Genomic DNA, 23,327 nt, shown 5'->3' with positions numbered 1-23,327 from the left:
ATCAACACCAACCAAAGGAGAACAAACCATGGCAATTGCAACCATTATGCTCGTGGACGACGAGATTCCGTTTGTGGAGGCGATGACCAAGCGCCTGACACGACGGGATCTTGTGGTGGAACAGGCCTTCAGCGGCCGGGATGCGCTCGAGCAGCTGATGGACGGCAGCAAGGCGGAAGTGGTGATCCTGGACGTGAAGATGCCTGGCATGGACGGTATCGAAGCCCTCCAGGAAATCAAACGCAAGGTGCCGCTGGTGGAAGTGATCATGCTCACCGGCCATGCAACCGTGGAATCGGCCATCGAAGGCATGAAAATGGGCGCCTTCGACTACCTGCTGAAGCCGTGCGACATGGACCACCTGATCACCAAGGTGTCCGAGGCCGCCGCCAGGAAACGCCAACAGGAAGAGAAAATTATCAATGCCCGGATCAAGGAGATCACGGCCAGACGCGCCTGATATTGCCGGACATTGATTCCGGACCCAATCACCCATGCTGGACGGACACGATGGAGAAAATGAATCCAGGCCGCCGCGACAACATCAGCCAGCCCCCCATTCGTCTGCTCCTGGTGGACGACGAGAAGGGGTTCGTCGAGGTGCTGTCCAAACGGCTGGCCAAGCGGAACATCCACGCCACCCAGGCCTTTTCAGGATCCGACGGCATCCGCCTGCTCAGGCGGTCCGATTTTGATGTGGCCGTGCTGGACCTGAAGCTGGAGGACATGGACGGCATCGAAATCCTGAAGATCTTCAAAAAAATGGACCCGGACATGCCGGTGATCATGCTCACCGGGCACGGTTCGAAGAAGGCATCCATCGAGGGTATGCGTTACGGGGCGTTCGATTATTTGACCAAACCACACGAACTGTCTGAACTGGTGGAAAAAATCAACGAGGCGGTTCACCGTACAGGAGAACACGGATGACAGAAATGAAACTGCTTCTGGTGGATGACGAATCGGATTTTCTGGGCACCCTGCTCAAGCGCATGAAGCGCCGCCAGGTGGATGTTCATGGGGTCGGCAGCGGGGAGGCGGCGCTGGCCTGGCTGGAGACCCACGACACCGATGTCGTGATCCTGGATGTGCGCATGCCCGGCATGGACGGGGTCGAAACCCTCCGGGCGATCAAAAAACGCCACCCGCTGATGGAAGTGATCATGCTTACCGGCCACGCCAGCATGGAGGTGGCCATTGAAGGAATGGAGATGGGGGCTTTCGACTACCTGATGAAACCCATGGACATGGACGAACTGCTTTACAAGGCCGAAGACGCCTTCAAGAAGAAAACGATCCACGAAGGCAGGATCCGTCAGCGGTCCAGGGAACTCGGGTAACGCCGCGTGACCACCATGACCCTTCGGCCTCGTTCTGGCCGATTGCCGGGGTTTGCACACAACTTCAACCGGAAAAGTGAGGGAGGATATGAACTTCTTTAGACAATGGGGCAGATTCATGATGGCAGGGGCCAGGGCCCATGCACGCTGGGAAATCAAGATGGCCGGCAATCTTCTCGGCAGCCGCAAACGGGTGCTGGTGCTTCTGCTGCTGACGGTGCCGATCGTCATGGGGGGACTCGTGTTCGCCGACCAATTGGGCAGCACGATCCCCGACATCCTCGGCGGCAAGAAAGCATACAGCCCGGCCTTTTACTCAAACGGAATTTTCATCGTTTCCATTCTCATCGGACTGGGCGCCGGCCTGATCACCGGGTGCATCGGCGCCGGCGGCGGGTTCATCATCGCACCGGCCCTGATGAGCGCCGGCATCAAGGGCATCCTGGCCGTGGGAACGGACCTGTTCCACATTTTTGCCAAGGCAATCATGGGCAGCATCATCCACCGCAAACTGGGCAATGTATCCGTGCCGCTGGCCGTGGTCTTCCTGATCGGAGCCATCGGCGGGGCCACGGCCGGCGGGCTGGTCAACCGGGTGCTCTACGAGTTGAACCCGGTGCTTTCCGATGCCTTCATCACCACGATTTATGCGCTCATGCTGGGTTTTCTGGGCTGTTACGCCATGCTCGATTTTCTCAAGGCCCGCCGGGCCACCGCCGCCGGTGAAGCGTCCGTCGGCGGCCACGGCGGCGGGGGAGAAGTGGCCGAACTGGGCGGCCTTCCTAAAAAACTCCAGGCGGTGGTCATTCCCCCGATGGTCAAATTCGACTTCGACTTCACCCCCGGCGGCCGGCGCATCTCCTGGGTCTTCCTGGTCCTTTCCGGCGGTCTGGTGGGCCTGGCGGCCGGCATCATGGGCGTGGGCGGCGGTTTTCTCACCTTCCCGATTTTCGTCTACATGCTGGGCGTCTCTTCCATGACCACGGTGGGCACCGACATCTTCCAGATCGTGTTCACCGCCGGCTACGCCTCCATCAGCCAGTACGCCATCTACGGGTTCATCTTCTACACCCTGGCCATGGGGATGCTGCTGGGGTCCCTGCTGGGCATCCAGATCGGCGCCATGGTCACCAAGGTGGTCCCGGAGATCACCATCCGCGGCTTTTACGCCATGGCTGTGCTGGCGGGGTTCGTCAACCGGTTTTTCGCCCTGCCGGCCAAGCTGGGAGAAATGGGGGTGATCAGCATCTCCAAGGGGATGGGGGCCACCCTGGAAACCATTGGGATCTGGGCCTTTTTCATCGTTATCGCCGGCTTCGGCATCTGGGTGATCGGGACCTTTTTCAAAAACATCGGACAACTCAGGGGGGAGGGAGAACACGCATGATTGCCATCAAATCCAAATTTTATACCGGCATCATCCTGATGATCCTGTTCACCGCCGTCTTCATCTGCATCTTCATGCCCCTGTTCGACGGCAAGAACGGATTGGAATACCTCGACAACCTTTACAATTCCATCTCCAAGGGATCGGCCTACTATGTCGATGCGGTGCGCACGGAGGTTGAGACCATCCAGTCTCCGGAGATGACCGTCACCCTGACCATGAAAAGCGAGGTTCAGGCCCAGCAGACGGTGCCCCTGTTCATGAAAGCCGGCGCGCAGGTCGGCCGGGACGGCGCCCATCTTACGGTAACCGGCAATATGGTCCGGGTCCTCGGCCACTGCCTGGACGATGCCCAGTTCATGTACGACAACGATGGGGCATCGGTGTCCTCGAAATACGGGTATGCCGAAAAGGCGGTGCTCTACAACTGGTGGAGCGCCCTCAAGGCCATGGATTTCGACCTGAAACAGCAAAAGAAGTTCAATGCCGCCAGGATCGCCGAAATGGTCAACAAAAAGGCGGTGGAGACGGCCTACAATTATTATGGTATTGAAGGTCAGAAGATTTCCGAGCGCTTTGGCGTGGTGCTCTTCTCGCTGATTTTCTACGTGGTCTACACCCTGTGGTATGGCTTCGGCATCATGTACCTGTTCGAAGGCGCGGGCCTGCAGCTGGAACATTGATGGTCGAAACCATCCGTTGATCCTCATCACCCCCCACGCCGGCCTCTTTCCCTGAGAGGAAAGGCCGGCGTGCCATCTTATAAGCACGAGGACGCGGGAATCCCATTTTCAGGGCTCATCATCCATACACGGTAAGGCACCATGGCCCGATGGCGACAATTTCTCAACTGGTTTAACCCCCACGGGAGGCACCCGGCACCGGACGATGCCCGGTCCCTGCAGCTTGAATTCCAATCCCGCTACCACGCGTTCAAACTGCTGTTAAATGCCAATAACCAGGCCCTTGAAATCATGACCGAACTGGAAAAGGCCCTGGAGGGCACCCTTCCCTTCGGCATGAAATTCATTCGCTCCCGCACCATGGGGGTCTTTACCCGGGTCTATCAGATGGTCAACCACCTGCACAGGCTGGCGCCTGGAAAATACAAGGCCCTTTCGCCGTGCCTGGCGCAGATCCGTCAGGCACTGGCCCCCCTGACCGGTACCCACCGGGAGACCGGCGGGTCGGGCCCCCTGGTTGTCGATCTTTCGACACTGGACAAAACCCGTGCCGACGAGGCAGGCATGAAGATGGCCACCCTTGGCGAGATGGCCAACCGCCTGCACATTCGGGTACCGGACGGTTTTGTGGTCACCGCCCGGGCGTTCCGCCATTTTCTCGATCACAGCGATCTGGGCATCGAGATCCAGCGACGTATCCAGCGAACAGAGGAGAAGGGGCACCATCACCTTTACACCGTCAGCGCGGAAATCCGCCAGCTGATCCAGGACGCAGCGGTTCCCGGCGATCTGGAATCGGCCATCATGGAAGCCTGCCGGCAACTGTCCGCCCGCCGGGGGGCGCCGCTTCACCTGGCCGTCCGCAGCAGCGCCCTCGATGAAGACCGTCAGGGGGCATCTTTCGCCGGCCTGTATCACAGCGCGCTCAACATTTCCCCGGAGCACCTGGTCGAAGCCTATAAACAGATCGTGGCCGCTGCCTATTCACCGGCGGTGATGGCCTATCGTTTCAGCCGCGGGCTTCCCCATGAGGATACGGAAATGTGCGTGGGGGTCATGGAGATGGTCGATGCCGTCTGCGGCGGCGTCCTCTATTCGGTCAACCCCCTGGATATCCGGGATCAGGCGGTCACCATCAATGCCGTCTGGGGCCTGCCCACGGCGGTGGTCGACGGCACGGGGGCAGCGGACCGTTTCCGGGTGAGCCGCTCCCCGGCCCTGACGGTGACCGGACGGGACATCGCCGTCAAGGAGCAGAAGTACGTCTGTCGTCCGGAAGAAGGCGTGTGCCGCCTGGACGACACCGGATCCGATCGGGAAACCCCCTCCCTGACCGATGCCCAGGCCCTCGACCTGGCCGCCCTTGCCCTTCGGGTCGAAGCGTATGCCGGAACCCCCCAGGACATGGAATGGGCCATCGATTCGGCCGGGGATATCGTTTTGCTGCAGAGCCGTCCCCTTCAGGTCTTGGCCGGGTCACCGGCAGCGCCCGCGGCCGGCGACAGACCGGGTGCGCTGCCGCCGTCACTGTTTAACGGCGGCATGACCGCCTCGCCCGGGGTGGCATCTGGCCCGGCATTCCGGGTCACCAAAGAGGTGGATGCCCTGGCCTTCCCGGACGGGGCCATCCTGGTCACCGACCGCGCCCTGGCCCGGTGGGCCGCCCTGCTGCCACGGGCCGCGGCCGTGGTCAGTGAAAAAGGCAGCCTCACCGGCCATCTGGCCAATGTGGCCCGGGAATTCAAGGTCCCTGCCCTTTTCGGTGCCGTCGGCGCCATGGACCGGATAGACGGCCAGGATCGCCTCACCGTAGACGCCGACGGATGCCGCATCTATGCAGGAACGGTGCAATCCCTGCTGGCCATGGACCATCGCCGGACCGCGACACCGCTGATGACGGGCACACCGGTGTTCGCCGCCCTCGAAAGGGCCGCGGGGCTGATCACCCCCCTGAACCTGCTGGACCCGGACAGCCCGGCATTCAAGGCCTCCAATTGCCGGACCCTTCACGACATCACCCGGTTCTGCCACGAAAAAAGCGTCCACGAGATGTTCCGCTTCGGCAAGGCCCACCGGTTTCCCGAACGTTCGTCCAAACAGCTGCGCGCCCATATTCCCATGCAGTGGTGGGTACTCAACCTGGATGACGGCTTCAGGTCGGATGCGGCCATGGACCGTTGCGTGAACCTCTCGGATGTGGTCTCGATTCCCATGCGTGCCCTGTGGGACGGTATCACCGCTTTCCCCTGGGAAGGTCCGCCGCCGGTGGACGGCAAGGGGTTCGCGTCGGTCATGTTCCAGGCCACGCGAAACCAGGCCCTGCTGCCCACGGTGCGAACAACCATGGCCAACCGCAATTATTTTATGATATCGAAGAACTTCTGCAGCCTGCAGTCCCGTCTGGGGTTCCACTTTGCCATCACCGAGGCGCTTGTGGGAGACCGTTCCACGGAAAACTACGTCAGTTTTCAGTTCAAGGGGGGCGCTGCCGATTTCAGCCGGCGGCTGAAGCGGGTGCGGCTGGTCAAAACCATTCTGGACATCCACGGGTTTCGGACCGACATCACCAAGGATGCCCTTCGTGCGCGCATCGACCAGCACGGCGCCGACATCATGGTGGACAAATTGAAAATTCTTGGATATCTGACAATCCACACGCGCCAGCTGGACATGATCGCGGCCAATCCGGCCATGGTGGATCACTATCGAACGCTGCTTCTGGAACGCATTGAAACGATGTTGAACGCGCCGTCCGCGCACCCGGAGGAAAGGAACAGGCATGTGGGCTCGAATCAGTCTTAAAAACCGCGGCTATTTGCTGCTGGCCGCCATTTTTCTGGTAACCCTATCCGGGGCGACGGTGATGGTGTGGTATTCCTACAGTATCGAAGGCGTGCTGACCACCATCACCGATGAAAACCTGGTGGCGTTCCAGAGTGCCGAATCCCTTGAAATCGCCCTGGTCAACCAGAAGGGGTTTGTCTCCTATTATTTTCAGGACGGCAACCCGGACTGGCTGGTCCAGCTGGAGGACTATCGTCGGGTGTTCCGGGAACAGCTGGTTCGGGCACGCGCCCTGACCAAGTCCCCCGCACAGGTGCAGGCCATCGCCCGGATTGCCGCCCAGTACGACGATTACATCCGGGAAAAAGACAAGGTCATCGAGTACTACAAGACCGGTCAGGTCAAATTCGGCACCAAGCTTCATCAGGATGTACGCAACCGCTTTTTCGCCATCCTCCAGTCCTGTGAAGAATACAAGCGGGAACACACCCATTCCATCATGACCGCCAAACAGGAGGCCCTGGACGAGGCGGCCCGCCTGCGTGACATCGCCATGGCGATCATCGTCACCCACGTCCTGCTGGTGATTCTGCTGGCCTACCTGCTGGTCTATCAGATTCTCAACCCGCTGCGCGCCCTGCTTCTGGAAACCGGCGGCAGCAACCCGGTCGAAATTTCCGGTGATGTGGTCCAGACGCTCAGCCAGAGCGTAAGGGGGCTCATTGAGGACGTCGGCCAAACCCAGGTGGAGCTGGAGAAAAGCCGGGAGAATCTGCTGCATTCCGAAAAGATGGCCATGGTGGGCAAGCTGGCGGCCGGCATGGCCCACAGCGTTCGCAACCCGTTCACCTCGGTCAAGATGCGCCTGTTTTCCCTGAACCGCTCCCTAAAGCTGTCCGGCACCCAGAAGGAGGATTTCGATGTCATCTCCGAGGAGATCGACCACATCGACACCATCGTACAGAACTTCCTGGAATTCTCACGCCCTCCCCGGCTGAAGATGCAGGCGGTGAGCCCGTCAACCGTTGTGGACACCGCCGTCAAGCTGCTCTGCTACCGGCTGCAATCATACAACGTCAAGGCAACCATCCACCGGAACAGCGAACTGCCGGCCATCAATGCCGACCCGGACCAGTTCAAGGAAGTGCTGGTCAACCTGGTGGTCAACGCCTGTGAAGCCATGACCGGCGGCGGTGCCATCGACATCCATGAACGGGTGCTGGGCTCGCCGCCGAACCGTCAGCTGGCGGAAATCAGTATCACCGACGACGGGCCGGGAATCCCTCCGGCCGCCGTCAAAAAAGTATTCGATCCATTTTACACCACCAAGGAAGAAGGCACGGGGCTGGGGTTGAGCATTGTGGCCCGGATCATCCGGGAGCATGGCGGGCATGTCGATCTCACCTCGGTGGAAGGCCGGGGGACGACCTTTTCCATCGTACTTCCCATCATAGGAGGAAACCTGTGAGCACTATAATGATTATCGATGATGACGACCAGCTGCGCATCAGTTTCGAGCGCCTGCTGAAAGAGGAAGGGTACGGGGTCCGCACCGCCCCATCGGGAGAATCGGGCATTCGCATGATCACCGAGGCGATTCCCGATCTGGTGCTGCTGGACGTTCGCCTGCCGGGGATGAACGGCCTGGAAGCCTACAGACAGATTCACCGCATCGAACCCAAACTGCCGGTGATCATCATGACCGCCTTCGGCACCACAGAGACGGCCATCGAAGCCACCAAGATGGGCGCCTTCGACTATGTCATCAAACCCTTTGACATCCCCCAGATACTGTCCACCATTCGCCAGGCCCTGGAGGCCGGCCGGTTCATGCGGTCACCCGTGGACATGGACGCATCTCCGGATAAGATCAAGGGAGAGGTCATTATCGGCAAAAGTCCGGCCATGCAGGAAGTATACAAGGCCATCGGCCGGGTATCGGCCACCGACGCCACCGTGCTGGTCCGGGGGGAATCGGGTTCAGGCAAGGAACTCGTGGCGCGGGCCCTGTACCACCACAGCGTCCGCTCGGACAAGCCCTTCCTGGTGATCAACTGCGTGGCCATCCCCGACACCCTCCTGGAAAGCGAACTGTTCGGTTATGAAAAAGGCGCCTTCACCGGTGCCACCCACCGCCGGGTGGGCAAGATCGAGCAGGCCACCGGAGGGACGGTATTCCTGGACGAAATCGGCGATATGCCCTTGAACCTGCAGGCCAAAATGCTGCGCCTCCTCCAGGAAAAAAGCATCGAACGGCTGGGCGGCCGTGAAACCATTCCCGTGGATGTGCGCATCATCGCGGCGACCAACCGCAACCTGGAACGGCTGATCGCCGACGGCCAGTTCCGGGAGGATCTCTACTACCGCCTCAAGGTCATCACCATCTGGCTGCCTCCGCTGCGTGAACGTACCGGTGACATCCCCCTGCTGGCGGACTACTTCCTGAGCCGCTATGCCTCGGAACTGGGCATCGAGAACCCCGGAATCACCCGGGAGGCCATGTCCATGCTGGTCTCCAGCCCCTGGCCGGGCAATATCCGGGAATTGTCCAACACCCTTCAAAAAGCGCTGATTTTCAACCGGGGCGCCCCGTTGAGCCTGGCCGACATTACCCAGGCAACCGTCGATGACGCCAAAAACCATCATCTCAGCGAGGATGCCTGCGACGACCAGGTTCGTGCCTGGATTCGCACCCTGTTGTCCAAAGGGGAGCAGGAAAACCTGTTCGAGAACTGCATGGATCATTTCGGCGGGGTACTGGTGGGGGAAGCGTTGAACCTGACCGGCGGGAACCGGTCCCAGGCGGCCCGGCTGCTGGGCATGTCCAGACCCACCCTGCATGCCAAGATAGACAAGTACCAGCTGAAGATAGAAACCAGCGTCAGGTAGACGGCCCGGAGGTCGGATGACCGGGTTCTGAGTTCAGATCTCCGACCTCCGACCTATGTCCCCTGGCCTCAGCCCTCAGTCCTCAGCTGTCCGGAGCGAGCCCTTTGGTGATCTGGGCATAGGCACTGTGGTTGTGGATGGATTCGAAGTTTTCGGCGCTGACGGAAAACCAGGTGATGTTGTCGTCGGCATTGAGCCGTTCGGATATGTCCCGGACCACATCCTCGACGAATTTGGGGTTGGAAAAGCCCCGCTCGGTGACGTTTTTCTCATCCACGCGCTTCAGCACCGAAAAAACATCGCAGGAGGCGCAGGATTCGATCAGTTCGATCATGTCCTCCAGCCAGATGAATTTTTTAAACCGGGTCTGAAGCTGGACGATGCCGCGCTGATTGTGGGCGCCGAAGTCCGAAATCTCCTTGGAACAGGGGCAGACCGAGGTAATGGGCACGTTGACCTCGGAAATGAGATCGACATCGTCCTTGGAATTGCTGGATCCGATGATCCGGCAGTTATAGTCCATCAATCCCGGGGCATGGCTGACCGGGGCCTGTTTTTCGATAAAATACGGAAAACGCACCTCGATATGGGCCGATGCGGCGTCCAGGTTATGTTTCATGGTTTCCAGCAGCACGGAAAATTTCTTCAGCGAAATTTCCGGATTCAGCAGGTGAAGCATCTCCACGAACCGGCTCATGTGAGTCCCCTTGTACTCCTGGGGCAGGTCCACGTACATGTTGATGGAGGCAATGGTGCTCTGGGAGCCATCGCGACGGTCTTTGACGCGAATGGGATAGCGCAGGTTCTTGATACCTACCTTGTCGATCGGGATGTTGCGGTGATCGCGCTCGCTCTGTACATCTTTCATGATCTGCCTACCTGACGGCGGGGGTCATGCGCTGCAATACCCGCAGGGCACGCTACCCGGCATTATCAGAGGGTTGAAGGCCTGCTGCGGCGTCTTCCTTGACACCCCGGCGCCGGGGCATCTTCCGGTATGGCAGCGGCAGGGCAAACGATTTCTATTTCAACAGGTACTCCATTTTTACGTGACTCATGGCCCGGTAGATGTTGCCCTTGATCTTGCGGTTGGACCGGTAGAGCCGTTCGAGCATCGCCTTGATTTCCGATCGCTTGGTCGTGCCGGCCGAGGGACAGGGATTATTGAAAAGGGGAAAGGCAAGCGTCCCGGCCAGGCGGCGAATGGCCTTTTCATCAACCATCGCCAGCGGACGAATGACGGTGAACCGACCGTCGAACAGCTCCTGCCGGGGTACCATGGTGCTGATTTCCCCGGCATAACAAACATTTAAAAAGAACGTTTCAATAACATCGTCTTTGTTGTGTCCCAGGGCCAGCTTGGTGCATCCCAGGCGGTCGGCAATTTCGAAAAGCCGCTTTCGCCGAAGCCGTGAACAGAGAAAACAGGGGTTCTCACGGTTGGAGGCACTGTGGGCGACGATGCCATGGTCGGTCCGGTCGACGGTCAGTGGGAAACCAAATTCCCGGCAGGTGCTGGCCAGGGCCTCACCAAAACCGCCGTCGAAACCGGGATCCACATAAATGGGAAACAGGTCGTATTCTACCGGAACCCGCTTTCGGCGCTCCCCCAGGGACCACAGCAGCATCAGGCTGTCCTGCCCGCCGGATACCCCCACCGCGATCCGGTCCCCCGCCTCGATCATGCCATAACGGTGGATCGCCTTTCCGACCAGGCTGTTCAGTGCTTTGTATGAATAGCTGTACTTGGGCAAGTCGGCCAATCGGGGTTCGCGGGGTTAGTCAGTGTCTGTCCGGAAGCAGGCAAATTGGGTCGAGAGCAGGACGCGCGAAAAATTTTACCGCAGGCATAGGGTTGATCTCACCGGGATAAAATATTGAGCGCGACGCATGTATCGGACCCATTGGCCATTTGTGGATGGCACTAGTTATCGGCGTCTTCTTTGGTCACCACCTTTCCGGCGGCGATCTCACGAAGGGCGACGACAATATCCTCGTTTTTCGGAGAACTGACCAGGTATTCAGACCCCTCACGGATCTGACGGACCCGTGCCGCAGCCATATGAACCAGCTTAAAGCGATTCGGTACTTTTTCCAGACAATCTTCAACGGTGATTCGTGCCACGATATTCCTCCTGATTACAATATTTCCACCAGTTCATAGACGCGTTTGCCGGCCGGTGCGTTGAGAACGATCTCTTCTCCGGGTTTTTTGCCGATAATGGCCTTGCCCAGTGGTGAAGTAACCGAAATACGGCCCTTTTCGATATCGGATTCCTCGGGGCCGACCAGCTGGTATTCGACTTCCGCTCCGGTATCCACATTTTCAAGCACCACCGTGCAGGCAAAAACCGCCCGGTCCTTGGGCTGGTTGTCCACATCGATGATTTCCGCGTTTCCCAGTTTGTATCCCAGTTCGCTGAGCCGCCCCTCGATAAAGGCCTGGCGTTCTTTGGCGGCATCATACTCGGCATTTTCACTCAGGTCGCCATGGGAACGGGCCTCTTCAATGGCCCTGATGACAGCGGGCCGTTCGATGGATTTAAGGTTTTCCAGCTCTTTTTTGAGCTTTTCGTACCCTATTCTCGTCATGGGTATTCTATCCAATGGGCAACTCCTAAACGATTCTCGGTTTCGGTTTTATTTTTCGTCCGGTGACAGAAAAACAGATCCCCATGGCACATGCCATTGGGGAATTGAGTGTTTTCGGCGGTAATCGGTTATAGTGGTTTTACAGGCTCGTTTCCCTCTTTCGCGACCGCTTTGAACGGGCCTGTATGATCATTTCCGTCACCGAAAGGTTGAACGTCATGGACCGGAACGACGCGACACGCTCGAGACGGCGGCATTGAGCCCTGCCGACCATTTACCATTTTCCAAGAATGCTGCTGCCGGCCTGAACCTTGTCGCCGACAGCCACCTGAATCTCCGCCTCGGGGGGCAGGTAAATGTCCAGCCGTGAGCCGAAACAGATCATGCCGAATCGCTGCCCGCGCTTCAGCACGTCACCGGGCTGGACCGCACAGATAATGCGGCGGGCGATCAATCCGGCAATCTGGACGAATCCCACCGGCCTGCCCTCAGGGCTTTCCAGCAGCAGGGCGTTGTGCTCATTGTCTTTCGACGCCTTGTCCAGGTTGGCGGAAAAAAACTTCCCCGGGTAATAGGTCACCTTCCGGATCGTCCCCTCGTGGGGAACCCGGTTGACGTGGACGTTAAAGACGGACATGAAAACGCTGACCCGGGTGCAGGCGCCTTCGAAATAGGCCGTCTGGTCCACCGGTTCCACTTTGATCACCTTGCCGTCAGCCGGCGAAACGATCACCCCGTCGCCGGCCGGCACCAGCCGGTCCGGGTCGCGGAAGAAAAAACAGATGAAACCGGTGGCGAAAAGCCCGAGAACGGCCATGAATCCGACGCCGAGCAGCGCAAAAACAGCTGTGGCAAAAGCGGATGCGAAGATAAACGGATATCCGGCCTTTGCCACTGGAAATGCAGTCTGACTTGGCGGATCAGACCAGTTCAATTGTGTCATAACATTCTCCCCGGCACCAACTCCAGCCGGATAAAGGCATTATTCAACCCTTTTAAAGGGTTATCTATATCCAATGCCGGCAACCATGTCAACAGCTACCCGACATCCGATTGACCGGGCTGCATTTGCCCGTTTTCCCTTTGACGGCAGGACCATCCGTCATACCGGCGAGGGCATTTGAATCTGGGCATCGGACTTGCGGATATAGTCGGGCACCAGGGCCTCGATGGCATCCACATCCTGTTCGTTGAAGCGCGCCATGGCCAGAAAACCCACCGATGCGGCCCGGATAATGTGCTGTGCAGGATCGGCGAAGCGGATGCGCGGGCAACGGGATTCAAACACATCCCGGTACAGTGCGGCTCCGGAACCGACCAGGACGGCATTGTCGGGAAGCGCCGCAGCCGCTGTTTCGGGTGCACACACCGATATCGCCGGTGCTGCCGGCCGGGCCTTGCCAGTGCCGCCATCGTAGCAGGCATGGTATATTTCTCCGCGTCTCGCATCGATCATGGCAATCACGGGGCCATCGACCAGTCGAAGGGGAAAGGCCAGGGCCGCCAGGCTGCTGACCCCCACCACCGGTGCGCGGGTGGCGGCCGCGAGTCCTTTTACCGTGCCCAGCCCGATCCTTAATCCGGTGAAGGTTCCCGGGCCCCGGGTGACGGCAATGCCATCGACATCCGAGACCCTGCATCCCCCCTCGTGAAGAATCCGGTCAACCATGGACAGCAGGTGCCGGGAGTGGGTTTTCCCTGCCGTGAAAACGGATTCCGCAAGCAGCCGGTCGCCGCTGAACAGGGCCACACTGCAGCTGGTGGTGGACGTATCGATGGCCAGCAGGATCATCGTCGTCGCTGACCCGCAGGCATTTTTTTGCCCTTGGGGGCTTTTCTCTTCGCTGCGGGCTCCAGGGCGATCGCCAGCACCTCGTCCATGTTCTGGACGGGAACGAATTTGAGCTTGCGCTTGACGTTTTTCGGGATTTCGACCAGATCCTTCTTGTTTTTTTCCGGAATGATCACCGTCTGGATGCCGGCACGGAGGGCGCCAAGGGCTTTTTCCTTCAGCCCGCCGATGGGAAGCACCCGTCCCCGCAGGGTAATCTCACCGGTCATGGCCACATCCTTGCTGACCGGCCGTTCGGTGAGGGCCGAGATCAAGGCGGTGGCCATGGCAATGCCGGCCGACGGCCCGTCCTTGGGGATGGCCCCCGCCGGTACGTGGATGTGGATGTCCCGGTTGTCGAAGATCGCATCCTTGACCTTGAACAGATCGATGTTGGCCCGGGCATAGCTCAATGCCGCCCTGGCCGACTCCTGCATGATCTCGCCCAGCTGTCCGGTAAGAATCATATCCCCCTTGCCGTTGATCAGCGAAGCTTCCACGTAGAGCACCTCACCCCCGACCTGGGTCCACGCAAGGCCGGTGGAAAGCCCCACCTGGCTGTGCTCCTTGTCCAGCTCCGGATAATATTTGGGCGGGCCCAGATACTTTTCCAGGGACAGGCGGGTCACCTGAAACGGCCCTTTTTCCCCCTCTGCAATGCGCCGGGCCACCTTGCGGCAAAGGGTTCCCAGTTCACGTTCGAGGTTGCGCAGTCCCGCCTCGGAAGTATATTCGCCGATCACCTGGACGATCGCCGAATCGCTGAAACGGATCTGGCGCGGCTTGATCCCGTTCTCCTTGACCTGCCTGGGGATCAGGTGGGTCTTGGCGATGATTTTCTTTTCGTCTTCGGTATAACCGGACAGGTTGATCACTTCCATGCGGTCCAGCAGCGCCGAGGGAATCGTATCGGAGATGTTGGCGGTCAGGATGAACATGACCCGGGACAGGTCAAAGTGCAGGTTGAGGTAGTGGTCGCTGAATTCGGAATTCTGCTCGGGGTCCAGCGCTTCCAGGAGCGCCGAAGAGGGGTCTCCCCGAAAATCGGCCCCCAGCTTGTCGATTTCATCCATCATGAACACCGGGTTGTTGGAACCGGCCTGCTTCAGTCCCTGGATGATTCGACCGGGCAGCGCACCGATGTAAGTGCGGCGATGCCCGCGGATCTCGGCTTCGTCCCGGATCCCCCCCAGCGAAATGCGGACGAATTTCCGTTTCATGGCGTTGGCGATGGCCCGGCCCAGCGAGGTTTTGCCGACACCCGGAGGCCCCACGAAGCAGAGGATGGGCCCCTTGGTCTTGGGATTGAGCTTGCGCACGCTCAGATATTCAAGGATGCGGTCTTTGATCCGGTTCAGGCCATAGTGATCCTGATCCAGGACCGATTTGGCCTTTTTGATATCAATGACATCGGTCGTCGACTTGCTCCAGGGCAGTTCCACCATCCAGTCCAGATAGGTCCGGACCACCGATGATTCGGCCGAATCGGGATGCATCTGCTCCAGGCGGCGAAGCTGTTTCTCCGCCTCGTCTTTGGCTTGCCGGCTCATCCGCGCGCGCTTGATCTTGCGCTTGTACGCCTCTATTTCCTGGGTGCGCTCGTCCAGTTCGCCCAGTTCCTTATGAATGGCCCGAACCTGCTCGCGCAGGAAATAGTCTTTCTGGCTTTTGGATATTTCATCCTTCACCTCGGACTGAATTTTCGCCTGCATCGAAGAGAGTTCAACTTCACGAAACAGCAGGTCGTTGACTTTTTTCAGCCGCTCGCAGGGATCGATAATTTCGATGATCGCCTGGGCCTCATCAATCTTCAGCCGGAGGTTGGAAGCCACCAGATCCGCCAGGCGGCCGGGATCCTCGATGCTGGTAAGAATTGATCCCACCTCATTGGTATACTCCCCGCGCAGGGTAAGGATCTTCTCACTGTATTCCCGCACGTTGCGCATCAGCGCCTCGGCTTCCAGATCGACCTCGCCGGCTTCCGAATCCTCGATGATTTCGATCTTCACGCGGAAAAGGGACCGCTTGCGTACGTACTTGACAATCCTGGCCTTGGCGATGCCCTGGACCAGTGCTTTGACGCGACCGTCGGGCAGCTTGAGCATTCTCAGAATCCGGCTGACCGTTCCAATCCGGTAGATCTCATCGGTTTTGGGCTTTTCAATTCCCGGGTCGATCTGCGTGGCCACAAACAGATACCGGTCCTTTGCGATCGATTCTTCAATGGCGTTGACCGACTTTTCACGCCCCACAAACAGCGGCAGCAGCATATCCGTAAAAATAACCACGTCCCTTACCGGCATCATGGGAAGAATCGTTGGAATAACCGCTTCCGGCTCCTCCTCCTCGATAATGCTGATCAGGTCATCCTTGTCCGTTTCACCCATCATCACTCCTGAAATATCGATACCGTGTTAATCCACGACCCCGTCTGAAAGCGTCGTGGAGCAAAATGTGATCTAAAATAAGACTTAATTTTTCTTTGACAATGGCCCGCCGGTTCTTTTAAGAAGCCGTAGATGATAAAACCCGAGTGGGTTTCTTCGGCGGGGGCACCGAGTTCCGACCATCGTTTTACCCATGGTTTCGGCCAGGCTCGGGTCCTGCCGCCCAACACAAAAACCGGACTGACATGACACCCTCCCTACCCGTAAACATCGTGGCTTTTATCCTTGGTGCCTGTATCGGCAGTTTCTTGAACGTGTGCATCTACCGCATTCCTGCCGGCTTGTCCATCGTTCATCCGGGGTCTAGCTGCCCGCGCTGCAAAACGATGATTCCTTTTTACGACAACATCCCGATCCTCAGCTATCTGCTGCTCATGGGAAAATGCCGCAACTGTAAAACACCCATTGCGATCCGTTACCCGTTTGTCGAATTTCTGGGCGGATGCTTCGCCATGGCCTGCGTGCTGTCATTCGGGGCCACGCTGCATGCGCTGGTGGCCTTCGCTTTTATCGCCACGCTGATCACGGTCACCTTTATCGACCTTGACCACCGCATTATTCCGGACTCGATTTCACTGCCGGGGATTCCGATTTTTTTTCTGGCCGCCCTGCTTGTCCCCACCATGACCTGGCGTTCCAGCGCAATCGGCATCCTGGCCGGTGGCGGAAGCCTGCTGGCCGTGGCCTGGGGGTACCAGCTGATCACCGGGAGAGAGGGCATGGGGGGCGGGGATATCAAACTGCTGGCCATGATCGGCGCCATGGTCGGTTGGCAGGGTATTCTGTTCACCCTTTTCGCCGCGTCGGCCATCGGCACCATCGTTGGCGTATGGGCCATGATCCAGTCCGGAAAGGGCATGCGGCTGGCCATTCCCTTCGGCCCCTTTCTGGCAACGGGGGCAACCATTTACCTGTTTTTCGGCCGGGACCTCATCTACTGGTATCTCCATATGCTTCGTTAGGGGCCATCCATTCACAGGCCGGGCAGACGCCGCGGCAAAACCGCTTTTTCGAATTCCCGCCCCCCGGACCCGGCGGTCCTCCGAGCCCGGTCATCAGCCGCCGGCACCGTCTTCATTCCAATTCCCGCCGGCTATCGGATGGTGAGCAGGTAGGTCCGCAGATTCACCTTTTTACCTTTGATGCCGAGACGATCGCGGATGGCATAGCGATACCCTTCAACCGTCCGGGTGGAAATTCCGAGCAGGCGAGCGATCTCCCGGGCCTTTTTCCCCTGTTTGACCATGGTGGCGACCTTGATTTCGGTGGGCGTGAACCCCAGGTAGTCGTAGGAAAGCTTACGGCTCAGCGGCGAAACGATCTCGTTGAGGTTGGATTCCATTATCTCGAGATAGGCCTTCTGCTTGGCGTCCAGCCCGCTGCGTTTCATTTTGTTCAGGTAGGGGCGGATGAGGGATTTAACGTTGTACAGCACCTTTTCCTCAAGAGCCTTGCGGTCTTCATCCCGTTTTTTCAGCAGCACCTTGAGGGCCGTGTTCACCTCGGAAAGGTTGTCCGTCCGGGTCTCCAGTTCACGGCCTTTGGCGGCCAGCGCCGCGTTGCTTTCCATCTGTTCGGTGATATCGAAAAAGATGCCGTTGATATAGCATTCCCGGGCCTGCCGGACACCGGTGGCGATGACATGCATCCAGCGCCAACTGGCAAGAACGGGATGGAAGATCCGGAACCGGTGATTGAATTTGAATTCGCGGAATCCCCTGACATAGGCGTAGCGCGTGGCTTTGCGGTCGTCCGCGTGAATCTGAAACCATCGTTCGGTTTGCATGGGCCGGGTAATGCCGGCGATATCTTTTGCCGAAGGGCTGACAAAAACGACTTTCAGGCCCCGTGGGCGGGACGTGTTCACCATAAGGCGAAAAACCGCGAAGTCGGAGGCGGTCTCCATTAGCAGTTTCTGGCTGGCCCGGCTTTTTTTCAGGTCTTTGCGGATCTGCCGCTCGTGCGTGATGTCGCGCCCGCAGCCGACGGTACCGACCATCCGGCCGGATTCGTCCAGCAGCGGCGCCTTGTGGACGTCCAGAACAAGATACTGCCCCCGGACCTGGCCATCTTCCACAAACCGCATGGCTTTTTTCTTTTTTTTTACGATCTCGTCCGAATTTACACAGACCTCACCAAACGTGTGGTGCTGGCCGTTGGCCCGTTCAAGATCGGCAAAATATACGTCATTTTTACCGACCACGGCTTCGGTGCTCTTGCACATGAGCAACCGGTCGCACAGGGCCCGGTTGGCAAACAGGAAGCAGTTGTCCATATCCTTGGCCCAGATCATGTCCGGAGCGTTATCGGCAACAAGCTGCGTCATTTTACACAAGGCGTCGTAATCTTCGTTTCGCCTGGACAGCACCCGGGCAAGTTCCCGGTTCTTGGCTTCCAGCTTTTGTATCCGCGCCACCAGTTCGTCTCGACTCATTTTCTTTTCCGTTGCCATGTCTTCACCGATCTGCACGATCTCGCCAATCCGGCATCGCCGGTCAGGCGATGCCGATAAATTCAAAATTCATTTTGGCCTGAAATTTCTCCACCCGCTTGAAGATCTCCTTTAACATGGTCTGTTCGATGTGGGTGAGTTTTTTTGGATTGATGTAGTTGTCCGGCTTTGAATTATCGTCCATCACCGCCGTGATCTGCCGTACAAACCGCAGCTGCATGAGAAAGCTGTATGCTTTTTCCATTTCCTCATATTCCTTCACAGAAATAATTTTCCTGATCCTGAGCTGGTCAAGCCGTTCCAGTGTGTTGGTTTCTTCAATACCGTTTTTAAGTGCAAACACCCGGGCAAAGTCGACAATCGGGGTCATGGCGCTTTTGATGTCGAAGGCATTGCGATGCCGGCCCTTGGACTCCACCACAAAGTTGCGGAAAAAACCGAGGGGCGGTTTGAAATTAAGGGCATTTTCAGTCAGGTGCCGGAAAAATCCGGACCACCCGTCGAGGGATGCGAACAGATGCGTTCGCAATTCCTCGATTAACGAGCCTTCACCGAACCCCCGTCGGAAATCGAAGAAGATACTGGCCTGAAGCAGGTCCTCGGCTTCGGCGGCGTGAATCCATTCGCTGAAGTAGGTCTTCCATCTGGACAGCGGCTGGCACCAATGCGGGTTTTTGGCCATGACATCCCCCGTGCAGAAATCATAACCGGCCTGGTTCAAAAGGGTGCAGGCGATGTCACCGAATTTCCGGAAATAGCGGCCCACCGCCTCGGCGACGGCCGGTTCAGGATCCCGATAGACGATGGCATTGTCCTGGTCGGTCTTCAGGGTCTGCTCCTGCCGGCCTTCGCTGCCCATGATCATAAACACAAACGGAACCGGCGGCGGCCCCATTTCATCGAGGGTCATGGACATGAGCTTGTTCAGAATGGAATCGGACACGGTGGTGATAAAACGGGTGACGTTTCTGGCGGTGGCGCCGTTGTGGATCAGACTGCGCACCAGGCCGGCCAACTGGTCGTGTTTTTCGATAATTTTATCCATCCCGGATGCGATCTGAATCTCCCGAAGCAGAAACAGCGGGCTCTGTCCCTGGTATGCCAGTATATCCTTGGTGGACAGCATGCCAATGATGTTATCGCCGCCATCCACGACGCCCACATGCTGAAAATCTTCCTCCATCATGGTCATCATTGCCTCGAACACCAGGGCTTTTTCCGATATCGACCGCAGGGGCGCCGACATGATATCCGCCACCGGATTGTCAATGGGATAGCCGCGAGCAATCACCTTGCGGGAAAAATCTTTTTCGGTGACGATCCCGACCTTCGCCGGGTTTGCCGATCGGATGAATGCATAACTGCTCTTCTGGCGCGACATGATGATGGCGGTCTCCCGGATGCTCGCATCGGCATCGCAGAACACCGGATTCCGTGAGTAGATCTGGGACAGGGGCTGATTGAAAAACTGGAGGCTGTCTTCTTTGGGGTGAAGGGTTTTTGCAATGATCGCCGCATAGGATCGGCTGAGCATCCGTTTTCCAAAAGTGTCTGAAAAAAAATCGGAAAACGAACTGTGTTTCCGGCAAATATCATAAAACACCTGGCTGGGCAGAACACAAAAGGTGGAATCTTCGATCACTTCCATGGTTCGAACGGACAGGCCGTCATTCAAGAGCATGGAAATTCCGCCGTAAATATCCCCTTCGGACAAGATCCCCCGCATCTTTTTTTCGCCGTTTTCTTCGTAATAGCGTTCAGCAGCTCCGGATTGGAGCATGTAGAGGTAGCCCACGCGGGTCTTTCCCTGAACGAACAGGACGGTTCCCTTCGGGTACGAAACGCGGGAGAGCGATCCGGCGGCATGGGCAATTTCTTCTTCCGGCAGAAAAGTGAACGGATCGATGCCGGACAGAAAAAGACGCGATTGCCCGGCCCTGGTAATCGACTCCAGTGATTTATCAAATATGTTGTGACTGAAATTGTCCAGAAAGTATTCGTAAAAGGCCTTGTTTCGGGTGCACGCCTCCATGATCACGGTATCCGGGATGCTGATGGCATCCACATCGGTGTCCGCTTTCGTCGTCCGCAGGCTGATGCCCGCATTGAGCATCACCGTGATGCCTCCGAACACTTCTCCTTTTTTTATGTATCCGGTCAGTTTCTGCTGCCCCTGTTCGTCCCGGTAAAGGGAAAGCTGTCCCTTCATGACCACCAGCACCCTTTCGATCCGCGTCTCTCCCTGGACGGCAACCTGCTGCCCTTTGGACAGACGAACCACGACGGCCCTGGACACCACAATGTCCAGCTCATCCTTTGTGAGAAATGAGAAATGCGGCATGGCCGAAAGAAAGCGAAGGATGTTCGTCTTCATTGGGGTCATTCCTTTGGGAAAAGGTAAAGGGTTCCGGAATGTGCGGGTGCGGTTGTTTACAAGGACCACGTCTTGGATCACCGGTCGAAAACATGGGTAATTAAAGCATCAACACGCGTCCATGTCAACTTCCGGCTGACCGTGATATCATTTTATTCAAGTATGTTATACAACTCCGGGGCCACCTGGCGACCCCGGTCCGGCACCGTGGTCAGCGGCCACCGTCCGTTGTAACGGCAGTGGCGCAAGGCCGTGAGGAAAATGTCCCGGCCATCCGGGAGACTGAAGGGAAGGGAGAAGGAACGAAGCGATTGACCGAAGATGCCATTCCGGCACCATCAACCGTTCGGGTTCAGATGGCACCGGATTCCATGTCGAATGCGGGTTGCAGCACCCCCTCGACAGGGGGTGCAGGACCGTCCGGCCGGCGTTGCGGCCGGACAGGTGCAAAAAGCCGGAATGGCCAGTTGAATCGATGGGGGCCTTAGCTCAGCAGAAGGGCCATTTTCTGGGCCACGTCCCTGAATGCATCGGACACCGGGGTGTCTTTGTGCTGTTTCTGATAGGAGACCCCGGCGTCTCCGCATTCCACCATTTTCTGGTCGAAGGGAATCCTTCCCAGAAAAGGAATGCCTGCTGAAACAGCCGTTTTTTCACCGCCCCCGGAGCCAAACAGGTCAATAACCGACTGACAGTGGGGACAGGCAAATCCGCTCATGTTCTCGATGAGCCCGAATATCTCCATCTTGACAACCTTGCAGAAATTAATGGATTTCCTGACATCTGCCAGGGAAACCTCCTGAGGCGTGGTGACAATGATGGCTTTGGCATCGGGAATGGTCTGGGCAACCGTCAATGGTTCATCGCCGGTTCCCGGAGGGGCGTCGATGAGCAGAAAGTCCAGATTCCCCCATTCCACGTCGCCGATAAACTGCTGGATGGCGGAAAATTTGACCGGCCCGCGCCAGATGATGGCCTCGTCCTTGGTTGGCGTCAGGGACTCGATGGAAACGGCACCCAGGTTTTCCGAATACCGCATGGGGTTGAGTTTCCGGTTGGGTCCCAGGTCGAGCATGCCCGCCAGTCCCAGCATCCGGGGAACATCGGGACCATGAAGATCCACATCCATGATTCCCACCTGGTGGCCCAATGCGGCCAGGGCCAGGGAAAGGTTTACGGAGGTGCTGGTTTTACCGACACCGCCCTTCCCGCTCATGATAATGAATTTATGCTTGATGCGGCCCAGCGTTCCCTTGACCTCGGCGTCTCGCTGAGCCTGCGGGTTGGCCTGCTGTTTCGCGGTTTCCATGCTGCTTTGAATTTCTACCATGTTTCATCTCCAAGTCAGGCCAGCCCATTGACAGCCGCTTCTTGCCCCGGCACCCGCCGGATGCTTCAGGAATGCGGCCGACCCAAAACTGCTGTCGAACCGGTTCGGTCGTCTACTGTCCCAGAAAACGGTGGAAGTCATCCTGTCCGCACTCCGGGCAGGATTCCGGCCGACCGGTACCCAGTGGTTCATCCCACTGATGGTGGCATTTTCGGCATAAGAACTGGCGTTTTTCATCAACCATTTTGTAGTTACCGCCATCGACTTTAATGGCTTTTCCGTTAATCAGCGCATCGGCGACGGTCTGTCTCGCCTTGTGGAGAATTCGACCGAAAGTCGCCCGCGACACACCCATGCATTGCCCGGAATCTTCATGGGACAACCCGTCCAGGTCGGCAAGCCGGAGTGCTTCCCGTTCATCCACAGTAATGCACACCTCGGCAAGGTCAACCATGGGGATGCCCCGTGGCTTGAAAAAGCTGATTTTAGGATTGAATGCGACGAGTCTGTCTTTTCTGGGTCTTCCCATGAGCCCTCCAATATAGCATATGCTCGATTATGAGCTGTTAATCTTTCCGCCCTCCATTGTCAAGCCAATTCTCCCGGCTGCCTTCGGATCAGCCACCGGACGGCACTGGCAGTCGGGCGCAGCACGGCGAAACCGATTCTCTGCCAGGCGGGAACAATCGGCAATGTCTTGTCATTTCGATGGACGGCGGTGCGATGGCCCGGTCCCCGTCCCCGGGGTTTCAGGCGGTTCCTGTTTCGGATTGACGCGGGTGAAATAATCACGGGAGTCTTTCACGAAAAGCCAATAGGTCCCCATAATGGTAAACAACACCACCGTCACGCAAAGGATGGTTGAAATCGTATGCTGCGAAGTAATAAAAAAATAAAAAAAGTCGTTGATGAGGATAAAGGCGTTCCCAACGACCACAAGGGCACGGGCCCATTTCTTGATCAGGAAAAGCAGAAAGCACAGGCAGATGCTGACAATGGCCATCTTCATGATATCTTTATCCGATCCGGCAACCGCGTCCCTGGCCCAGAATATGGAATAGATGAAAACCGGATGGCAGATCCAGGCCACGACCAACATGTAAAAACTTTTCTTGAAGCTGGCGGGGGATTCGCTGAAACGGGCAAAATAGTCATTCATGGAAGGTTCTGTTTCTCCGTCTGGGTTTAAGGGCGCCGCAGGACAACCGGCCAAACCGG

Annotated in this window: 21 protein-coding genes; 9 read left to right on the top strand and 12 right to left on the bottom strand. The window is 57.7% G+C overall.

The genetic code is table 11. The features are described from left to right. The first annotated feature begins 28 nt into the window (after positions 1 to 28). The 8 genes from DSCA_RS02635 (at position 29) to DSCA_RS02600 (ending at position 9,083) form a co-directional block, all read left to right on the top strand. On the top strand, positions 29 to 460 hold the full coding sequence (locus DSCA_RS02635; protein WP_155314953.1) for a response regulator: 432 nt from the start codon (positions 29 to 31) through the stop codon (positions 458 to 460). 59 nt (positions 461 to 519) lie between these two features. Then, on the top strand, positions 520 to 930 hold the full coding sequence (locus tag DSCA_RS02630) for a response regulator (RefSeq protein WP_155314952.1): 411 nt from the start codon (positions 520 to 522) through the stop codon (positions 928 to 930). Beyond that, positions 927 to 1,340 (top strand): response regulator, encoded by a 414-nt coding sequence (locus tag DSCA_RS02625; RefSeq protein WP_174783981.1) that lies wholly within the window; start codon positions 927 to 929, stop codon positions 1,338 to 1,340. Before DSCA_RS02630 ends, DSCA_RS02625 begins: the two co-directional genes overlap by 4 nt. A gap of 88 nt (positions 1,341 to 1,428) precedes the next feature. Next, positions 1,429 to 2,727 carry a sulfite exporter TauE/SafE family protein gene (locus DSCA_RS02620; RefSeq protein ID WP_155314951.1) on the top strand — a complete coding sequence of 433 codons (1,299 nt, stop codon included), beginning with the start codon at positions 1,429 to 1,431 and terminating at the stop codon, positions 2,725 to 2,727. Continuing rightward, positions 2,724 to 3,410, top strand: coding sequence for a hypothetical protein (locus tag DSCA_RS02615; RefSeq protein WP_155314950.1), 687 nt, complete (start codon positions 2,724 to 2,726; stop codon positions 3,408 to 3,410). Before DSCA_RS02620 ends, DSCA_RS02615 begins: the two co-directional genes overlap by 4 nt. Before the next feature lie 141 nt (positions 3,411 to 3,551). Beyond that, complete coding sequence (locus DSCA_RS02610; RefSeq protein ID WP_155314949.1) at positions 3,552 to 6,212, top strand: PEP/pyruvate-binding domain-containing protein; 2,661 nt, start codon at positions 3,552 to 3,554, stop codon at positions 6,210 to 6,212. Then, positions 6,190 to 7,662 carry an ATP-binding protein gene (locus DSCA_RS02605; protein ID WP_155314948.1) on the top strand — a complete coding sequence of 491 codons (1,473 nt, stop codon included), beginning with the start codon at positions 6,190 to 6,192 and terminating at the stop codon, positions 7,660 to 7,662. Before DSCA_RS02610 ends, DSCA_RS02605 begins: the two co-directional genes overlap by 23 nt. Continuing rightward, entirely contained in the window at positions 7,659 to 9,083 is a 1,425-nt protein-coding gene (locus tag DSCA_RS02600; protein ID WP_155314947.1) for a sigma-54-dependent transcriptional regulator, read from the top strand. The genes DSCA_RS02605 and DSCA_RS02600 overlap by 4 nt, the downstream gene beginning before the upstream one ends. Before the next feature lie 82 nt (positions 9,084 to 9,165). On the opposite strand, the gene folE2 is transcribed toward DSCA_RS02600, so the two are convergent. The 7 genes from folE2 to lon all read right to left on the bottom strand — a co-directional run bounded on the left by folE2 (position 9,166) and on the right by lon (position 15,893). Further along, on the bottom strand, positions 9,166 to 9,951 hold the full coding sequence (folE2, locus tag DSCA_RS02595) for a GTP cyclohydrolase FolE2 (RefSeq protein WP_155314946.1): 786 nt from the start codon (positions 9,949 to 9,951) through the stop codon (positions 9,166 to 9,168). 154 nt (positions 9,952 to 10,105) lie between these two features. Beyond that, positions 10,106 to 10,846: a tRNA lysidine(34) synthetase gene (locus DSCA_RS02590; RefSeq protein ID WP_231716360.1), complete on the bottom strand. Its 741-nt coding sequence runs from the start codon at positions 10,844 to 10,846 to the stop codon at positions 10,106 to 10,108. A 161-nt stretch (positions 10,847 to 11,007) separates the two neighbouring features. After that, the gene (gene rpoZ / locus DSCA_RS02585; protein WP_155314945.1) at positions 11,008 to 11,208 is read right to left on the bottom strand and encodes a DNA-directed RNA polymerase subunit omega; all 201 of its coding nucleotides are present in this window, start codon (positions 11,206 to 11,208) and stop codon (positions 11,008 to 11,010) included. A gap of 14 nt (positions 11,209 to 11,222) precedes the next feature. Next, a complete protein-coding gene (gene greA / locus DSCA_RS02580) occupies positions 11,223 to 11,690 on the bottom strand; it encodes a transcription elongation factor GreA (RefSeq protein WP_155314944.1) in 468 nt (155 codons plus the stop codon). Positions 11,691 to 11,949: 259 nt separating this feature from the next. Beyond that, complete coding sequence (locus DSCA_RS02575; protein ID WP_155314943.1) at positions 11,950 to 12,618, bottom strand: phosphatidylserine decarboxylase family protein; 669 nt, start codon at positions 12,616 to 12,618, stop codon at positions 11,950 to 11,952. A 159-nt stretch (positions 12,619 to 12,777) separates the two neighbouring features. Next, positions 12,778 to 13,467, bottom strand: a complete 690-nt coding sequence (gene tsaB, locus DSCA_RS02570) for a tRNA (adenosine(37)-N6)-threonylcarbamoyltransferase complex dimerization subunit type 1 TsaB (protein ID WP_155314942.1) — start codon at positions 13,465 to 13,467, stop codon at positions 12,778 to 12,780. Beyond that, positions 13,464 to 15,893 (bottom strand): endopeptidase La, encoded by a 2,430-nt coding sequence (gene lon / locus DSCA_RS02565; protein WP_155314941.1) that lies wholly within the window; start codon positions 15,891 to 15,893, stop codon positions 13,464 to 13,466. Before lon ends, tsaB begins: the two co-directional genes overlap by 4 nt. A 245-nt stretch (positions 15,894 to 16,138) precedes the next feature. Between lon and DSCA_RS02560 the strand changes: the two genes are divergently transcribed. Then, positions 16,139 to 16,915 (top strand): prepilin peptidase, encoded by a 777-nt coding sequence (locus tag DSCA_RS02560; protein WP_155314940.1) that lies wholly within the window; start codon positions 16,139 to 16,141, stop codon positions 16,913 to 16,915. A gap of 131 nt (positions 16,916 to 17,046) precedes the next feature. Here DSCA_RS02560 and DSCA_RS02555 read toward each other — a convergent pair whose 3' ends face one another. The 5 genes from DSCA_RS02555 to DSCA_RS02535 form a co-directional block, all read right to left on the bottom strand. Further along, positions 17,047 to 18,387, bottom strand: coding sequence for a LuxR C-terminal-related transcriptional regulator (locus tag DSCA_RS02555; protein WP_167527567.1), 1,341 nt, complete (start codon positions 18,385 to 18,387; stop codon positions 17,047 to 17,049). Positions 18,388 to 18,448: 61 nt separating this feature from the next. Beyond that, positions 18,449 to 20,779 carry a DUF294 nucleotidyltransferase-like domain-containing protein gene (locus DSCA_RS02550; RefSeq protein WP_167527566.1) on the bottom strand — a complete coding sequence of 777 codons (2,331 nt, stop codon included), beginning with the start codon at positions 20,777 to 20,779 and terminating at the stop codon, positions 18,449 to 18,451. 484 nt (positions 20,780 to 21,263) lie between these two features. Continuing rightward, positions 21,264 to 22,109, bottom strand: a complete 846-nt coding sequence (locus DSCA_RS02545; RefSeq protein WP_231716358.1) for an Mrp/NBP35 family ATP-binding protein — start codon at positions 22,107 to 22,109, stop codon at positions 21,264 to 21,266. Between the two features lie 112 nt (positions 22,110 to 22,221). Further along, positions 22,222 to 22,638, bottom strand: coding sequence for a DUF134 domain-containing protein (locus tag DSCA_RS02540; RefSeq protein WP_155314937.1), 417 nt, complete (start codon positions 22,636 to 22,638; stop codon positions 22,222 to 22,224). A 171-nt stretch (positions 22,639 to 22,809) separates the two neighbouring features. Continuing rightward, positions 22,810 to 23,268 (bottom strand): hypothetical protein, encoded by a 459-nt coding sequence (locus tag DSCA_RS02535; RefSeq protein WP_155314936.1) that lies wholly within the window; start codon positions 23,266 to 23,268, stop codon positions 22,810 to 22,812. Between the last annotated feature and the right edge of the window lie 59 nt (positions 23,269 to 23,327).

The sequence above is a fragment of the Desulfosarcina alkanivorans genome, assembly GCF_009688945.1.
Classification (GTDB): Bacteria; Desulfobacterota; Desulfobacteria; order Desulfobacterales; family Desulfosarcinaceae; genus Desulfosarcina; species Desulfosarcina alkanivorans.
Note: the sequence above shows the minus strand (reverse complement) of the source record. Positions and strands in the feature narration are given on the sequence as shown.

Excerpts from the sequence above, each read along its gene's own strand:
- DSCA_RS02555 (WP_167527567.1), bottom strand. The coding sequence starts at position 18,387 with ATGAGTCGAGACGAACTGGTGGCGCGGATACAAAAGCTGGAAGCCAAG.
- DSCA_RS02545 (WP_231716358.1), bottom strand. The coding sequence starts at position 22,109 with ATGGTAGAAATTCAAAGCAGCATGGAAACCGCGAAACAGCAGGCCAAC.
- folE2 (WP_155314946.1), bottom strand. The coding sequence starts at position 9,951 with ATGAAAGATGTACAGAGCGAGCGCGATCACCGCAACATCCCGATCGAC.
- DSCA_RS02535 (WP_155314936.1), bottom strand. The coding sequence starts at position 23,268 with ATGAATGACTATTTTGCCCGTTTCAGCGAATCCCCCGCCAGCTTCAAG.
- DSCA_RS02620 (WP_155314951.1), top strand. The coding sequence starts at position 1,429 with ATGAACTTCTTTAGACAATGGGGCAGATTCATGATGGCAGGGGCCAGG.
- DSCA_RS02560 (WP_155314940.1), top strand. The coding sequence starts at position 16,139 with ATGACACCCTCCCTACCCGTAAACATCGTGGCTTTTATCCTTGGTGCC.
- DSCA_RS02575 (WP_155314943.1), bottom strand. The coding sequence starts at position 12,618 with ATGACACAATTGAACTGGTCTGATCCGCCAAGTCAGACTGCATTTCCA.
- DSCA_RS02630 (WP_155314952.1), top strand. The coding sequence starts at position 520 with ATGAATCCAGGCCGCCGCGACAACATCAGCCAGCCCCCCATTCGTCTG.
- DSCA_RS02540 (WP_155314937.1), bottom strand. The coding sequence starts at position 22,638 with ATGGGAAGACCCAGAAAAGACAGACTCGTCGCATTCAATCCTAAAATC.
- DSCA_RS02635 (WP_155314953.1), top strand. The coding sequence starts at position 29 with ATGGCAATTGCAACCATTATGCTCGTGGACGACGAGATTCCGTTTGTG.
- DSCA_RS02605 (WP_155314948.1), top strand. The coding sequence starts at position 6,190 with ATGTGGGCTCGAATCAGTCTTAAAAACCGCGGCTATTTGCTGCTGGCC.
- DSCA_RS02625 (WP_174783981.1), top strand. The coding sequence starts at position 927 with ATGACAGAAATGAAACTGCTTCTGGTGGATGACGAATCGGATTTTCTG.
- DSCA_RS02615 (WP_155314950.1), top strand. The coding sequence starts at position 2,724 with ATGATTGCCATCAAATCCAAATTTTATACCGGCATCATCCTGATGATC.
- tsaB (WP_155314942.1), bottom strand. The coding sequence starts at position 13,467 with ATGATCCTGCTGGCCATCGATACGTCCACCACCAGCTGCAGTGTGGCC.
- DSCA_RS02610 (WP_155314949.1), top strand. The coding sequence starts at position 3,552 with ATGGCCCGATGGCGACAATTTCTCAACTGGTTTAACCCCCACGGGAGG.
- DSCA_RS02550 (WP_167527566.1), bottom strand. The coding sequence starts at position 20,779 with ATGAAGACGAACATCCTTCGCTTTCTTTCGGCCATGCCGCATTTCTCA.
- lon (WP_155314941.1), bottom strand. The coding sequence starts at position 15,893 with ATGGGTGAAACGGACAAGGATGACCTGATCAGCATTATCGAGGAGGAG.